General features: G+C 61.5%; 15 protein-coding genes. 12 read left to right on the top strand and 3 right to left on the bottom strand.

Annotated features, from left to right (window positions below):
- Window positions 1-89 precede the first annotated feature (89 nt).
- Entirely contained in the window at window positions 90-518 is a 429-nt protein-coding gene (locus KUW18_RS14775; protein WP_206938773.1) for a hypothetical protein, read from the top strand.
- Window positions 518-676 (top strand): hypothetical protein, encoded by a 159-nt coding sequence (locus tag KUW18_RS14770; protein ID WP_206938775.1) that lies wholly within the window; start codon window positions 518-520, stop codon window positions 674-676. Before KUW18_RS14775 ends, KUW18_RS14770 begins: the two co-directional genes overlap by 1 nt.
- Before the next feature lie 89 nt (window positions 677-765).
- Here KUW18_RS14770 and KUW18_RS14765 read toward each other — a convergent pair whose 3' ends face one another.
- On the bottom strand, window positions 766-1,884 hold the full coding sequence (locus KUW18_RS14765) for a tyrosine-type recombinase/integrase (RefSeq protein ID WP_206938777.1): 1,119 nt from the start codon (window positions 1,882-1,884) through the stop codon (window positions 766-768).
- 327 nt (window positions 1,885-2,211) lie between these two features.
- On the opposite strand from KUW18_RS14765, the gene KUW18_RS14760 reads away from it, so the two are divergent.
- The gene (locus KUW18_RS14760) at window positions 2,212-3,246 is read left to right on the top strand and encodes a DNA-binding protein (protein WP_206938796.1); all 1,035 of its coding nucleotides are present in this window, start codon (window positions 2,212-2,214) and stop codon (window positions 3,244-3,246) included.
- Between the two features lie 122 nt (window positions 3,247-3,368).
- On the opposite strand, the gene nfuA is transcribed toward KUW18_RS14760, so the two are convergent.
- The gene (nfuA, locus tag KUW18_RS14755; protein ID WP_206938806.1) at window positions 3,369-3,959 is read right to left on the bottom strand and encodes a Fe-S biogenesis protein NfuA; all 591 of its coding nucleotides are present in this window, start codon (window positions 3,957-3,959) and stop codon (window positions 3,369-3,371) included.
- Window positions 3,960-4,301: 342 nt separating this feature from the next.
- Between nfuA and metH the strand changes: the two genes are divergently transcribed.
- The 4 genes from metH (at window position 4,302) to KUW18_RS14735 (ending at window position 11,676) form a co-directional block, all read left to right on the top strand.
- A complete protein-coding gene (metH, locus tag KUW18_RS14750; protein ID WP_206938811.1) occupies window positions 4,302-8,003 on the top strand; it encodes a methionine synthase in 3,702 nt (1,233 codons plus the stop codon).
- Window positions 8,003-9,355, top strand: coding sequence for an MATE family efflux transporter (locus KUW18_RS14745; protein ID WP_206938812.1), 1,353 nt, complete (start codon window positions 8,003-8,005; stop codon window positions 9,353-9,355). The genes metH and KUW18_RS14745 overlap by 1 nt, the downstream gene beginning before the upstream one ends.
- A 130-nt stretch (window positions 9,356-9,485) precedes the next feature.
- Entirely contained in the window at window positions 9,486-11,141 is a 1,656-nt protein-coding gene (locus KUW18_RS14740) for a nitrite/sulfite reductase (protein WP_206938814.1), read from the top strand.
- Complete coding sequence (locus KUW18_RS14735; protein ID WP_206938816.1) at window positions 11,131-11,676, top strand: DUF934 domain-containing protein; 546 nt, start codon at window positions 11,131-11,133, stop codon at window positions 11,674-11,676. Before KUW18_RS14740 ends, KUW18_RS14735 begins: the two co-directional genes overlap by 11 nt.
- Before the next feature lie 231 nt (window positions 11,677-11,907).
- Here KUW18_RS14735 and smrA read toward each other — a convergent pair whose 3' ends face one another.
- Window positions 11,908-12,525, bottom strand: a complete 618-nt coding sequence (gene smrA, locus KUW18_RS14730; protein ID WP_206938818.1) for a DNA endonuclease SmrA — start codon at window positions 12,523-12,525, stop codon at window positions 11,908-11,910.
- Window positions 12,526-12,703: 178 nt separating this feature from the next.
- On the opposite strand from smrA, the gene KUW18_RS14725 reads away from it, so the two are divergent.
- From KUW18_RS14725 to pdxH, 5 genes are all read left to right on the top strand, one after another.
- Entirely contained in the window at window positions 12,704-13,162 is a 459-nt protein-coding gene (locus KUW18_RS14725; RefSeq protein ID WP_206938820.1) for a gamma-glutamylcyclotransferase family protein, read from the top strand.
- Between the two features lie 134 nt (window positions 13,163-13,296).
- Complete coding sequence (arsC, locus tag KUW18_RS14720) at window positions 13,297-13,641, top strand: arsenate reductase (glutaredoxin) (protein WP_206938822.1); 345 nt, start codon at window positions 13,297-13,299, stop codon at window positions 13,639-13,641.
- A gap of 88 nt (window positions 13,642-13,729) precedes the next feature.
- Window positions 13,730-14,350, top strand: a complete 621-nt coding sequence (gene wrbA, locus KUW18_RS14715) for an NAD(P)H:quinone oxidoreductase (RefSeq protein ID WP_206938824.1) — start codon at window positions 13,730-13,732, stop codon at window positions 14,348-14,350.
- The gene (locus KUW18_RS14710) at window positions 14,347-14,739 is read left to right on the top strand and encodes a DUF2069 domain-containing protein (protein WP_206938826.1); all 393 of its coding nucleotides are present in this window, start codon (window positions 14,347-14,349) and stop codon (window positions 14,737-14,739) included. The genes wrbA and KUW18_RS14710 overlap by 4 nt, the downstream gene beginning before the upstream one ends.
- Before the next feature lie 188 nt (window positions 14,740-14,927).
- Window positions 14,928-15,569 carry a pyridoxamine 5'-phosphate oxidase gene (gene pdxH / locus KUW18_RS14705; protein ID WP_206938828.1) on the top strand — a complete coding sequence of 214 codons (642 nt, stop codon included), beginning with the start codon at window positions 14,928-14,930 and terminating at the stop codon, window positions 15,567-15,569.
- The last annotated feature ends 98 nt before the right edge of the window (window positions 15,570-15,667 follow it).

Genomic DNA, 15,667 nt, shown 5'->3' with positions numbered 1-15,667 from the left:
GCTGGGCTTTTCAGAAACGGGCTTTTCAGAGCTGGGCTTTCAGAACTGGGCATTTTAGAACTGGGCTTTAGCGCCGCCACGGAGTCTATATGGCAGAACACCCTCCCGAAGGACCGGGAAAACGACAGCCCCGCGACCGTCGGCTTGCCGCTCTCGAGAAGCAACTTGACCGCTACCTGGAAGACGCTCGCTCGCGCCATGCCTTGGCTGGCAAGGAAACGCCTGAGCACGAACGTGGGCTGACATCGCAGCAACTGGAAGACATCATCGCGCACCTGGCCGCCCAGCGACGGGCCAAGCGTGCGGCAATCCTGACCAATTTGCTTGACCTGGCGGACCGAGCAGGCACCACCGTGGGTGCATTGTCCTTGATCGCCCTGTTCTTTGCCGACAAGGACAGTCATGCCACCCTGGTCGTGGCCAACACCGCAAAGCCGCTATGGGGTGCCTGTATTGGCTTCGGGCTCGCACTCGTGGCATCCTATGCAAAGGCCCTGCTGACCTGGAGGGATAAGTAATGACCTTTCACATCGCCATGCTGATCATGCTGGCCGCCACACTGGCACTTGCCGTGGCAGCCTACCAGCTAGATCGCGGCTACAAGTCAGACGTCAAGGCACTGACCGAGCACGCCGATCGCTATCTCGCGCGTAAGCGCGGCCATTTCAGGCCCTGAAACCGTTCTGTCAGATTGTTCCTGAAACCAGTCCTCGTAGAACCCAGCCTCTGAAATCCCAGCCAGACGCCTGGCCATGCTGGCCATGGCTAACGCGTCAATCGGTGCAGGGACTGCTGACGGTGCCACTCTTCATCTTCCGAGTGAAGGTAGATCGCCGTTGTGTCCAGGCGTGAATGACGCGCAGTCTCAGCCAGGTAGCGCAGCTCCACCCCGGCCTGGGCCTGATGGGTCAGCCCGGTATGCCTCAGCCAGTGTGGCGTAGCCTCGCGCAGTTGGGCAACGTAGCGCGCCTCACCGCCCTCCTCTTCCAGCGCCTCTGCTGCCTCGCGAAAGGTCTGGCGAATCATCCGATAGAGCTGGTTGTCGCCCAGCGGTGTCTGGCCATCGAGTCGACGCAAGATCGGACCTTGCGCTGTGCCCAAGGCATCTGACACTCCATAGAGCGAGCGGGCTTCCTCCAACAGCTCCTGCATGTCTGGTGGTACCGGAATCTGGGCAAACTTTTGCCCCTTGCCGACGACCTGCCACCACCACCGCCCCTCTCTCGAAACGATGTCATCAAAGCGTGCGGCGCTCATTTCGCTGATGCGCGGGGCCAATAGATAGCCAAAACCCAGTATCAGCCTGCGCCTGAACCAAAGGTAGCGCATGCGCTGCGTCGCCAGTAAAGGCAACGGGCGACTCGCCCAGGACCATAGCCAGTCCCATAACGCACGCTCCAGATAGCGTTCGATCCTGCGCTGGCCATTATTGAGCCTCCGCCGCTTGTCGCGCATCAATCGAAACGGATTGCGCGACAGCCAACCGGCCTCCACCAGCCAGGCCATCATGCCCTGCAGGATCACCAGGCTCTGGCGCCGACTCGACGGTGACAGAGGCCCGCGAAAGGGCCTCCAGCGTGGATCTTGGCGCGGCCTGGTCGGCCCAACCCAGTGCTCCGCAGGCACCGGGTTGGCCAGGAATCGTTCGAACTCGTCGATGTCGGCGCGACGCAAACCCGCGAGGACCTGCTGGCGCTCGGCCAGCCACAGCAGCAGCCGCTCAGCCTCCCGTCGGTAGGCCCTGAGGGTTTGCGGGCTTGCCGCGTACTCCTGCAACCAGCAGGTGACAGCCTCCCAGTCGTCATTAGCCTCGATTAGCGCGCCTGGGCGATCCGCCTCCCGCGCTGCCAGCCACTGAGAAGACTCCGCGCGCCAGGCAGCCATGCCACCTCCGCCAGATCTGTCGTTATCTGCCATTGATAAAGCCCGTCACCACCATGGATTGAACTCCCTCCCTGCCCCTTCCATGCTGCCCCTACAGCGACAATTATTCAAGATAAGGCGCGTAATCTTGATTTTTCAGGCGTTATCATAAATATTATTACGTTTACGTATGTAGTGTAATTACACTAGAATCGTCGCATGCACAGCGCTGAGGCGATGGGCCGCGGTCGCCGCCGTGGCCAATGGACACACTGGATCGTAGTCAGCACCCCCGCATTCAGGCATGATCTGCCGCTGGCGCTAACATGCCCGCTCAAGGAGACCCCGATGGCCCGCACAGGGATTACCTACGACGACGTACAGCGAGCGGTGGACACTCTGCTGAAGCAGCAGGAAGCCCCTAGCGTTCAGAAGATCCGCGAAGTGCTTGGGACTGGCAGCTTCACCACCATCAGCGAGCATCTGCGCGAATGGCGGTCTCGGCGTGAGGAGCGGCGTGATGTGCCACCGCCTCAGGGGATGCCCGCAGAACTCGTGTCACTGGCAGAAGAGTTATGGACCAAGGCACAGGAAGCGGCAGCCGAGAACCTCGCCCATTACCGCCAGGAAGCTGACCGTAACGTCGAGGCGGCACTGGAGAAGGTCGCTACCGCCCACCGTCGCGCGGAAGACGCGGAGCAGCGCGAGAGCGCCCTTGCTGCCCACCTTTCCTCGGTGGAAGCGCGCCTGCAGGAGGCTGCCAGTGAGGCGGCTCACCTGACATCGGCAAAGCAGGGACTGGAGGAGCTGCTGACCAAGGAGCGCGAGCGCCGTAGCCAGCAACAGGATCAACTCGAGCGCCTGCAACAGGACAAGGAGCAGGAAGCAAGGGAATTCCAGCGTGCGCTGGAGGAGCAGCAGCAACAGCAGCGCGAGAAGCTCGCCCAGGAAGAGCAGCGTCACGAAGCGGCAGAGGCACGCCTGATGGCGATGCTGGACGAAGCCCGTCGCGAGCGACAGGCGCTGGAGAAATCCCATGCCCAGCGCTTGAAGCAAGCCGAGCAGCGCCACGACACGCTACAGCAGCAGCTACACGCCCTGCGCGGGGAGCTTGCGGATGAGGAAAAACGGCATCGAGAAACGCAGCTGGAGCGATCTCGTTCGGAAGAGGCGCTGCGCGCACGCGGACATGAAGTGGATTTGCTCAACGAACGCATCGAGGAGCAGCGTCGCCTGATAGCGAGCCACACAGAGCGACTGAAGGGACTGGAAGAAAAGCTCGACGAGAAGATCTGGGCGCTGGCTCGGCAGCAGCGGGAGCAAGATGCTGCCTCACCAAATGATGAATCCAAGCTCAAGCGAGACCAAGGCCGCGACAGCTGACGCGCCCTGTGCTCCATAAAAAAAGCGCCGCTCCAGAGAGCGGCGCTTTTTGCATTCGGCATACAGATGGGTGACGCCGATGCCTCGCCAGCCATCGCGGCCGACGATCAACTGAGCATGACTTACCGATAATAGGCGTTGGTGGTATCGGTGTGATCGGTGACGTCACGGATACCGGCAAGCTCGGGAATCCGCTCCATCAAGGTCTTTTCGACCCCTTCCTTTAGCGTCAGGTCGACCGCGGCACAGCCCTGGCAGCCACCACCGAAGGCCAGCACGGCCACCTGATCGTCGGTCAGCTGGATCAGCTTGATCTCGCCACCATGGGCGGCCAGGCCCGGGTTGATTTCGCTGTACAGGATGTAATTGATACGATCCTCGAGCGGGCTGTCGGCATTGACCTTCGGCATCTTAGCGTTGGGCGCCTTGATCGTCAGCTGCCCACCCATGCGATCCGCATTGAAGTCGACAACGGCCTCCTCCAGGAACGGAATGCTGTTGGCGTCCAGGTAGACGGCGATCTTGTCGAGCTCAAGCCGCTCGTCACTGGGCTCTTCCTCACCCGGACGACAGTAGGCCAGACACGTTTCTGCGTAGGGGGTACCCGGCTGGGTGATAAAAATCCGCACCGCAATACCGTCGACGTTCTGCTTCTCGAGCAGTTCGGCCAGGTAATCCTGTGCGCTGTCGGTGATCTGGATGTTCTCGCTCATGGCTCTCTCACTGGTTCGCCCCGCCTTGACTCAAGGCTCGTGGCCACTGCGGGTTGGATGACTGCATGGTAAGCCCAAGCTGGCCCAGACTCAATCCCGAGTAAAACACTCAAGAATGTCTCGCAACGGTGAACGGATCCGGCATCGCGACAACAGCGCCATTGCCCCTGCCGCCACGGCCAGCGCTTTGGTAAGATGTGCGCCTTTCGAACGGATCCCCCGGCGACTTGCCATGTCTGCGCCAATCACATGGGGGCCGAGCCACGCCAACGCAAGCGGTGGCATATAAAAAATTCTGCGTCAGTCGACCTGACTAGCGTCCAGCTGGAGACCCACCTTCCCATGGCCGTAGCCGCACCAACCGCTCAGACCGCCCGCCTCGTCGACAGCCTTTCCCAGCGCATCCTCATGCTGGATGGTGGCATGGGAACCATGCTGCAGAATGCAGCGCTGAGCGAAGAAGAGTTTCGTGGAGAGCGTTTCAAGGACTGGCCCTCGGACGTCAAGGGTAATAACGATCTGCTGGTCCTGACCTGCCCGGACCTGGTATCGCGGATTCACCGCGACTACCTGCTGGCCGGCGCCGATATTCTCGAGACGAATACCTTCAATGCGACCCGCCTGTCGCAGTCCGACTATGGCATGGAAGCCCTGGTGCCCGAGCTCAACCGCGAAGCGGCTCGTCTGGCCCGCCAGGTGTGTGATGAGGTCGAGGCGGACACTGGGGTAGCTCGCTACGTCGCCGGTGTACTGGGCCCGACGTCGCGGACGGCGTCCCTGTCTCCAGACGTGAATGACCCCGCCAAGCGAAACGTGACCTTCGATGCTCTGCGCGACAACTACCGCGAGGCGGCTCTGGCATTGATCGACGGTGGCGCCGATCTGATCATGATCGAAACGATCTTCGATACCCTGAACGCCAAGGCCGCGATCTACGCGCTGGAGGAGATCTTCGACGAAACCGGCCAGCGCCTGCCGGTAATGATTTCGGGCACCATCACCGACGCGTCAGGCCGCACCTTGTCAGGGCAGACGACCGAGGCATTCTGGAACTCCGTGCGCCACGCCCAGCCGCTGACCGTGGGCCTCAATTGCGCCCTGGGCGCTGAAGAGCTGCGGCCGTACATCGAGGAGCTGTCCACCAAGGCCGACACCTTCGTATCGGCTCACCCCAACGCTGGCCTGCCCAACGAATTTGGCGAATACGACCAGACGCCTGAAGAGATGGCCGCCATCGTGGCCGAGTTCGCACGCAGCGGCCTGGTGAATATCATCGGCGGCTGCTGTGGCTCCACACCGGAACACATTGCGGCGATCCACCGTGCCATCAAAGACCTGACGCCGCGTCAGATTCCACAGCGCAGCCGCGCCTGCCGCCTGTCAGGCCTCGAGCCGTTCAACATCGAACATGACTCGCTGTTTGTGAACGTCGGTGAGCGCACCAACGTCACCGGCTCGGCGCGCTTCAAGCGCCTGATCAAGGAAGAGGATTACACCACTGCGCTCGAGGTGGCACTTGAGCAGGTCGAGAACGGCGCCCAGGTGATCGATATCAACATGGACGAGGGCATGCTCGAGTCCAAGGATGCCATGGTGCGCTTCCTCAACCTGATCGCCGGGGAGCCGGACATTGCTCGCGTGCCGATCATGGTCGACTCCTCCAAGTGGGACATCATCGAGGCGGGCCTGAAGTGCATTCAAGGCAAGGCAGTGGTCAACTCGATCTCGCTCAAGGAAGGCGAAGACGCTTTCCGCCACCAGGCCACCGAGTGTCGCCGGCATGGCGCCGCGGTCGTCGTCATGGCGTTCGATGAAACCGGCCAGGCGGACACCTTCGCGCGCAAGACGGAGATCTGTCAGCGAGCCTACAACGTGCTCGTCCATGACATCGGCTTTCCTGCTGAAGACATCATCTTCGACCCCAACATCTTTGCCATTGCCACCGGCATCGAGGAGCACAACAACTACGCCGTCGATTTCATCGAGGCCACCCGCTGGATTCGTGAACATCTGCCCCATGCCATGGTCTCCGGCGGCGTATCCAATGTGTCCTTCTCGTTTCGCGGTAACAATCCCGTGCGCGAGGCCATCCACTCGGTCTTTCTGTACCACGCCATTCGCGCGGGCCTGACCATGGGGATCGTCAACGCGGGGCAGCTGGCGGTGTATGACGACCTGCCCGAAGCCCTGCGTGAAGCGGTCGAGGACGTTGTCCTAAACCGCCGTGACGACAGCACTGAACGCCTCCTCGATATTGCCGATCAGTACCGCGGCGATGGCTCCAGCGGCGACAAGAAGGAGGATCTGGAGTGGCGCAGCTGGGAAGTGGAAAAACGCATTGAACACGCGTTGGTGAAAGGCATCACTGCCTTCATTGAAGAGGACACGGAGCTGGCCCGCCAGAGAGCCAGCCGCCCTATCGAGGTCATCGAAGGGCCGTTGATGGACGGCATGAACGTGGTGGGCGACCTGTTCGGCGCCGGCAAGATGTTTCTGCCCCAGGTGGTCAAGTCGGCGCGAGTGATGAAGCAGGCCGTCGCCTATCTGATCCCCTATATCGAAGCGGAGAAGAGCGAGGACACCCAGGCCAAGGGCAAGATCGTCATGGCCACGGTGAAGGGCGACGTCCACGACATCGGCAAGAACATCGTCGGTGTGGTGCTTCAGTGCAACAACTATGAGGTCATCGACCTTGGCGTCATGGTGCCTGCCGACAAGATCCTGAAGACGGCCCGTGAGGAGAACGCCGATATCATTGGCTTGTCCGGACTGATCACGCCGTCCCTGGACGAGATGGTGCACGTGGCCAAGGAAATGCAGCGACAGGGCTTTTCGCTGCCGCTGCTGATCGGGGGCGCGACCACGTCAAAGGCCCACACCGCGGTCAAGATCGAGCCCCAGTATGATGAGCCGGTCATCTACGTGACCGATGCCTCGCGCGCCGTGGGCGTCGCGGGTCGCCTGCTGTCTCCTGGCCTCAAGGAAAGTTACGTCAAGGAAGTGCGTGAGGAGTATGAAAAGGTACGCGAGCGCAACGCCAAGCGCCGCCCCAAGGCAGCGGACCTTTCCTACCGTGACGCCTGCGCCCGCAAGCCCGTGCTGGACTGGCAGGGATACACCCCCCCGGCACCGACCTTCACCGGCCTCAAGGTCTTCGACGACTATGATCTTGACGACCTGGTCGCACGGATTGACTGGACGCCTTTCTTCATGAGCTGGGAGCTGGTCGGCAAGTTCCCGAAGATCCTGGACGATGAGATCGTCGGCGAGGCTGCACGCCAGCTGTTCGACGAGGCTCAAGTCATGCTGCGCAAGTTGATCGACGAGGGGCGCATCAAGGCCCGCGGCGTGATTGGCCTGTGGCCGGCCAATACGGTGGATGATGATGTCATCGAGGTCTACGCCGATGACAGCCGCAGCGAGGTGATCGAACGACTGCATCACATTCGCCAACAGACTACCAAGAACCGCGAGGGGGTCTGCTATAGCCTGGCAGACTTTGTCGCCCCCAAGGACAGCGGGACGCCGGACTGGATCGGTGGCTTCGCCGTCACCGCAGGACATGGCGTCGAGGCCCTGTCCAACGAGTACAAGGCCCGCGGTGATGACTACAACGCCATCATGGTTCAGGCCCTGGCCGACCGCCTTGCGGAAGCCTTCGCCGAACTGATGCATGAGCGGGTACGCAAGGAGTTCTGGGCCTACGTACCGGAAGAGCAGCTGGACAACGAAGCGCTGATTGCCGAGAAGTATCAGGGTATTCGACCGGCCCCTGGCTACCCTGCCTGCCCGGACCATACCGAGAAAGCCACCCTGTTCCGCTTGCTTGATGCCCCTGCCAACAGCGGACTCGAGCTGACCGAAAGCTTCGCCATGTGGCCCGCCGCAGCGGTATCCGGCTGGTATTTCTCGCACCCGCAGTCAAAGTACTTCTCTACCGGCAAGATTACCCGCGACCAGGTAGAGACACTGGCGACCCGCAAGGGCATGGCGCTGGACGAGATGGAGCGCTGGCTCTCGCCCGTGCTGTCCTACGACACCTGATGCGCGTGGCGTCAACCTGCAAGCTGCTGCCAGAGCTCAGCCGCTGGAACATGATCCTGCGGCTGGCGCTCCCCATCATGGCGGGCATGCTTAGCCAGAGCCTGATGAACCTGGTGGACGCCGCTCTGATAGGGCGGCTAGGCGAGACGGAACTGGCCGCCGCAGGGGTGGGAGGGTATGCCATGTTCATGGTCACGGCCTGCCTGTTTGGGCTGTCCTCCGGAGTCCAGGCCCAGGTTGCCAGGCGTCACGGAGAGGCGGATGTCAGCGCGGGATCTCGCGATCCTCGTGCAGAACCCCTGGTATCTGGACTGGCGCTGGCCGCCCTGCTTGGTCTGCCTCTCATGCTGCTGTGTCTATGGCAGGCCCCAACCCTCATCGGTTGGCTGAATGATGATGGCGCCGTCTCTGCTCTCGCCGTGAGCTACTTTCGCTGGCGGGTGATAGCGTTGCTGCCGGTGGCCATGATCTTCTGCTATCGAGGCTACTGGAACGGTATCCAGCAGACCGGGCTGTACCTGCGCATCATGCTGATCATGCAGGCGGTCAACCTGGTGGCAAGCGTTGGACTCATCTTTGGCTATTGGGGACTGCCGGCCATGGGCGTGAGTGGCGCTGGCCTGGGCAGCAGCCTGTCGCTGTTAGTCGGTCTCGGCATCTGGGCCTGGCTCAGCCGCCGCGCGGGAACGCCCCGTCGCCCCTGCCCCAGGACACTGGCAACGACGCTTCGCCTCGCCACCCCACACTCCTTTCAGCAGCTCTGGTTTGCGGCCGGCTACGCCGTGCTATTCTGGATTCTTGGCCAGATCGATACCGCCAGCGTCGCGGTCGGCCATGTTCTGGTCAACCTGTCGCTACTGTTGATTCTGCCGGGTGTTGGCCTGGGCATGGCGGCGATGAGTCTAGTGGGGGAAGCGCTGGGCAATGCCTCGCCGGAAAAGGCCCATCGCTGGGGCTGGGACACGGTCAGGGTGGCCTGGCTACTGCTCGCCCTTCTGGCCCTCCCCATGTTGACGATTCCCCACGCCGTCCTGGGCCTGTTCCTGCACGAGCCCGACCTGATCACGCTCGGGGTTGCCCCGTTGCGGTTGACCGCCATGATGATCGTGATTGACGCCGTCGCCCTGGTGTTCACCCAGGCATTGCTGGGTGCCGGGGCCAATCGCACGGTCATGCAGCTGACCCTGGCGTGCCAATGGCTGGTGTTCTTGCCGCTGGCCTGGTGGTTCGGCGTCCATGAAGGTGCTGGCCTATTGGCGGTATGGTGGTGCCAGCTCGGCTATCGCGCCCTCAATTCACTATGCTTTGCCATCATTTGGCAACGTCGCCGATGGCAACAACTGGCGGTATGAGGGTATGCTGACAAGCCTCTTATTACTATTTTCACCCAAACTATAAATATTTATTCTTTTATCGCATAATGGCGTGCAGGTAGAGTAACCCGCAACGTCCCGTCATTCCCTGGCTGCAGGAAAGCGCAGAATGTATCGCTACGACAATCATGACCAGACCCTGGTCGACGAACGCGTCGCACAGTTCCGTGACCAGATGCGTCGCTATCTCGAAGGCAAGATCAGCGAGGAAGAATTCCTCCCGATTCGGGTGCAGAACGGTCTGTACGTGCAGCGTTACGCGCCCATGCTGCGCATCGCGATTCCCTACGGCATGCTGGCCTCTTACCAGCTGCGCAAGCTCGGTGAGCTGGCTGCTCGCTATGATCGTGGCTATGGGCATTTCACGACGCGTACCAACCTTCAGCTCAACTGGCCGAAGCTGGAAGACGTGCCTGACATGCTGGCGGAGCTCGCCAGTGTGCAGATGCACGCCATCCAGACCAGCGGCAACGATATCCGCAACACCACCACCGACCAGTTCTCCGGCATCGCCGGGGACGAGGAAGTGGATCCGCGGCCTTGGTGCGAGCTGATTCGCCAGTGGTCGACCTTCCACCCGGAGTTCTACTACCTGCCGCGCAAGTTCAAGATCGCGGTGACCGGCGCTGCCCAGGACCGTGCTGCCATTCAGGTGCACGACATCGGCCTCAAGCTGTGGCGCAACGACGCCGGGGACGTGCGCATCAAGGTCCTCGTCGGAGGCGGCCTGGGGCGTACCCCGATGATTGGCGAGACGCTCTGCGAAGACCTGCCCTGGCAGCATCTGCTGACGTACCTGGAAGCGGTACTGCGGGTGTACAACCAGTTCGGTCGCCGGGACAACAAGTTCAAGGCGCGCATCAAGATTCTGACCAAGGCCCTGGGCGTCGACGAAATGCGCCGTCGGGTCGAGGAAGAATGGGCGCACCTGAAGGACGGCGTGCAGACCCTCAATCAGCAGGCAGTGGACGACATGGCCGCTCATTTTGTCGATCCGCCCCGCCGTGACGTGGACGCATCGGCCATCGAGGCCTTCGAAGCGTTGCGCCGCGACAACCGCGCCTTTGCCCGTTTCGTGACCAACAATGTGACCGATCACAAGGTGCCTGGGTACAAGGCCGTCACGCTGTCTCTCAAGCGCAGCGGACAGTCGCCTGGTGACGTCACCTCAGAGCAGATGGCGCAGATCGCCGATCTGGCTGACGACTACAGCTTCGGCGAACTGCGTGTGACCCACGAGCAGAACCTGGTGCTGTCCGACGTGGCCGTGGACCAGATTGAGGAGCTGTGGCACAAGCTGGAAGCGCTTGGCTTGGCCAACCCCACCGTGGGCACCCTGGCCGATCTGATCTGCTGCCCTGGCGGTGACTACTGCGCCCTGGCCAACGCCAAGTCAATTCCGGTGGCTCAAGCCATCCAGGAACGCTTCGAAAGCCTCGACTTCCTGTATGACCTCGGCCCGCTGGACCTCAATATCTCCGGCTGCATGAACGCCTGCGGTCACCATCACGTTGGCCATATCGGTATTCTTGGTGTCGACAAGAAAGGCGAGGAGTACTACCAGATCTCGCTCGGTGGCAGCCAGGGCAACGAAGCGTCATTGGGCAAGATCCTTGGCCCCTCGTTCTTCCGTGAAGACGTGCCGGACGTCATCGACAAGGTGCTCAAGGTGTATGTTGGCGAGCGTCAGCCCGACGAAGCCTTTATCGACACCTATCGCCGTATCGGCCTGAAACCCTTCAAGGAGTTTGTCTATGCAGCCTGAAGCCACCCTCCAGGACACGCCCCAGCGTCCGCTCATCAAGGAGCGTCGACTGGCTGAGGACTCCTGGGTTCGCCTGGAAGACGAAGCCTCTGCCGACCAGCCCAGCAGCATCGTGCGCCTGGACATCTGGCTCGCCGCTGAGCGTCGCGACGACCTGGCCCCCTGGTTGCCCAGCGACACGGTGCTGGATGACGATACCGTGGCCGAGCTGCGCAAGGCGCCACTGATCGCCATCGACTTTCCCAAGTTCACCGATGGTCGCGGCTACACCCTCGCGCGCGTGCTGCGGGAACGGTACGGTATCAGCGGGGAAATTCGCGCTGTAGGCGATGTGCTCATCGACCAGCTGTCCTATATGGCTCGCTGTGGCTTCGATGCCTTCTCCCTGCGCGAAGATCAGATCGTCGAGGATGCGCTGAATGCCTTGACCATCTTTTCCCGCCACTACCAGGTGTCTATCGACAACCCGGAACCGATGTTCCTTCGCCGCCAGCGTGAAGCGCGTGAGCGCCAGCGTGACACCGCCGTCGCCTGATACGTCAAACGACGCAGGAGCATTGAACCGCTGATGTGCCAGCACTGATCTGCTGTCACCTAGGGTTCAAGACAACAGCGCCGCCCAATGGGGCGGCGCTGTTGTTTGGTGAAGCTTATTGACGTAGAGGTTGCTTGTTACCGTCAGGGTTGGCAGCAAGTCCCCGCCGAGAGGTACTGGACACTAGGGGCTAAGGACTGAGGACTAAGGACGAGACACTAAGCACCAGAACTAGCCCCGACGTTTTTGCTGGCGTTCCCGGTTGGCCGATCGCGCACGCTCGCTCTTGCGTAGCATCACCCAGGTAGCGCCCAATCCTCCATCCCCCTCTTGCGCAGAAACAAAAGCGTGAACCTCCTCCAGCGTAGGTAGCCACTTGGCGAGACAGGATCGCAGCACATTGGCCGCGCCATCGATCTCTCGGCTGCGCCCGTGAACGATGAGCACGGAGCGAAGATCAGCAGCGTAAGCATCGCGAATAAACTGCGGCAGGCTGGCACGGCACTCGTACAACGGTCTGCGCAACAGATGCAGGCTGGCCTGCACCGGGTAGCCCCCCTGGCGCAAGCGCTCCATCACGCCAATCTGAATGCCATCTCGCCGAAACTCAAGCGGATCATAGGGAGGCACCAGGTCAACGAAGTCGTCACTCAAACCGTCCGCGCCATCGTTGCCACTCAGGGCATGGCGCCGCCTGGCGATCTGTGACTCGGTTGGAGCTGCTGGCCGATGACCTGCATCGGCACGATTCTGGCTGCGGCGCAGTGGCTGGACATCCCCCATCATGGTCTTGAAGTCGATATCGTCATGGCCATGGTCAGTTCCGCTGGCATGGAAGGAATCGGTCATGGGGCACCTCCTCGTCATCGGGTCTTTATCCTAGCAAGCCAAAGTCGATCATCGATAGACTATCGTGCAAACGCCCTGCCATCGTCGGCGCCAGGCGTCTTCTTCCCGTGCAGAACGTTGTGCACGGCTTCCTGGCCACGCTACAGTGCCAACGCTCATCCCTTTGCGGTCACTGCTTATGTCGTTGCTGTCACGCTGGATCCCTCGTCTGTGCCTTGCTCTGGTCATGGCCGGCATCCTCGGCCTTGGCTGGCTGTGGTACACCTACAAGAGCCCACTTGGCTACACGCCACCAGCGCAAGCGACAACCGTCAGTTCGGCTCGTTCAGAGCTCGACTTGGCGGATGAACATCGGGTCTTTGTCTACGGCACCCTGCGCTGGCCGTGGGTGCGCTGGCTGATTACCGGTGACGACCTAGAGACAAGCCCTGCACTATTGCGTGGGTTTGAGCGGGTTGGCCTGGACCTTGAGCCCGCGCCACAGGCCTACGTGCCTGGTCAGCTGTTACAGGTCGACGGCGACGAATTACGCGCCCTCGATCGCTACGAGCGGCTGGGCCAGCGCTACGAGCGGGTCAGGGTGGCGCTGGCCAATGGTACGCCGGCCTGGGTCTACCTGCGTCTGGATCCTCACTGACGCGCAAGTTCGTCGAGACGATGCGCTCACCCATCTCGCCGCCCAGGTCCTTCGGTGCGGGATACGCACAGCGTTGTGGGGCCCGGTGCCGGGGCATTACAATGTGAGCCCTTTCTCCTGCCGTCGGAGCTGTCATGGCCACTCTCGTCCTGCTGCATAACCCGCGCTGTTCCAAGTCGCGTGAAGCCCTTGCCCTGCTCGAGGAGGCCGGGATAGAGGCGCAGGTCCGGCGTTATCTGGACGATCCCCTGAACGGCCAGGAGCTGCGCGAGCTGATCGCGCGTCTGGATGGCTCTCCTAGGGACCTGGTCCGCACCAACGAGACCGAGTGGAAAACGCTGGGCGCCGATCGTGACGACCCGGAACAGGTTATTGCGGCGATTCAGGCTCATCCGCGTATCCTCCAACGGCCGATTCTCGATGACGGACAGCGTGCCGTGATCGGACGACCACCCGAAGACATCAAACGCCTGTTCTAGCACTCCGCGGCCATTGATCTCCGCCTTTTTCATGGGGTGAACGCCCTGCCCTCAACGCCGTTTACTGGTCAACTCAATAGGAAACCGCATGTCGGATTTGCCCTACGTACTGGTCCTCTACTATTCACGCCAGGGCGCCACACGCGCTCTGGCAGAGCGGATTGCCGCCGGCGTGGAGTCGGTCGCGGGAGTGGATGCAAGGATCCGCACGGTTCCTCCGGTGTCGCCCACCTGTGAGGCGGTAGATCCGGAGATTCCCGAGGAAGGTGCTATCTACGCCGAACTCGATGATCTGCGCCATGCCAGCGGCCTTGCTATCGGCAGTCCTACGCGGTTTGGCAACATGGCTGCGCCGCTCAAGCACTTTCTCGACAGCACCAGCGAGTTATGGCTGTCCGGTGCACTGATCGACAAGCCGGCCACCGCCTTCACCTCCACCTCCAGCCTCCACGGTGGGCAAGAAACCACGCTGATGACCATGCTCGTGCCGCTGCTGCACCATGGCATGGTTTACGCTGGCCTGCCCTACAGTGAGACGGCTCTCACCCGCACTCAAGGCGGCGGCACTCCCTACGGTGTCAGCCATCTCGCTGGGGTCCGCAGCGATCGTCCGCTGGATGAACACGAGCGCGAACTCGCCTTTGCCCAAGGCGAACGAATCGCCAGGTTGACGCTGGCGCTCTCGGCTGCCCGCAAGGCGGCATCATGAGGGCCTGGCTCGAGGAACTGGAACGACGCAAGGGCCTGGATCAGCTCACCACGAGAGCACGCCAGGTAGTGCTGGTAGGGTTTATCGCACTGCTGGCCATGATGATCTATCGAGGGTTCTCGGTAGAGGCCGACGGCAATCGATTCGGGCCGATGATCGCCTTCGTCCTGCCGTTGATCCTCTTTCTGCCTTCCATCCTTACGCGGCGACCGCGTGGACACGCCTGGCTTGCCTTTGTCAGCCTGCTGTACTTTGCTCAAGGAGTCATGGTCGCAAGCCTGCCAGGGCTGGGTGGTCGCGGCATCCTGGAGGCTGTGGTGGCGCTGGTATTGTTTGCTGGCTGTACCGCCTACGCCCGCTTTCGTTCGCGCCAGCTACGCCAAGCCTGAACCAGTTGGCATCTCCCCATGCGTCCTGGTTGGCCGTTGGCGTGGTGCAACCCGACGGCCTGGGTGTGCGCTGCCTAAACGATGACTTGGCAAGGCGACAGCGACTTTCGTGGATGCGATGATTCGGGTAGCGGCCAGCCGAACACAACTCACGTTCACTGCTTAATTGGATACCACTGGAGACACTCATGACCCGTGATATTGCGGACATCCGACGCGACTATGAAGGCGGTATTCTCGACGAAGGCAGCGTACCGAACGACCCCTTCACCTTGTTCGACGAGTGGTTTGCCCTCGCGCTGGATAGCGAACCCCAGGACGCCAATGCCATGACACTATCTACGGTAGATAGTCAGGGACTGCCCCATGCGCGGATTGTGCTGCTCAAGGGCATCGATGCCAACGGCATGGTGTTCTACACCAATTACCACAGCCATAAGGGCAGCGAGCTGGCCAATGTTCCCCATGCCGCACTGACCTTCTGGTGGCCCTCTCTGGCACGTCAGGTACGGGTGGAAGGACACGTCGAGCGCGTGGCGGAAGAAGAATCAGACGACTATTTCTCCAGTCGGCCCCGGGGCAGCCAGCTGGGTGCCTGGATCGCGACACAAAGCGTGGTGATTCCTGACCGCGGCTGGATCGAACAGCGCCAGCAACGCTTCGAAAAAGCCTACGAAGGTCAGGACATTCCTCGACCCGTACATTGGGGCGGCTATCGCGTCGTACCGGAGATGATCGAATTCTGGCAAGGGCAACCCAGTCGCCTGCATGATCGCGTGCGCTATCACCGCCGCGATGATAGCTGGGAGGTGGCTCGCCTGGCTCCGTAGAAAGAAAGCAGGCTGCTCTAGGAAGCATCTGTCGAAGAGAGTCTGTCGACAAGAACCTCGAGAGCAACCCTTCTTGAGAACTCAGGCCCACCGGCGCA

The organism is Halomonas sp. DP5Y7-2 (assembly GCF_019802025.1).
GTDB lineage: Bacteria > Pseudomonadota > Gammaproteobacteria > Pseudomonadales > Halomonadaceae > Halomonas > Halomonas litopenaei_A.
This window is presented reverse-complemented; position numbering and strand designations above follow the sequence as displayed.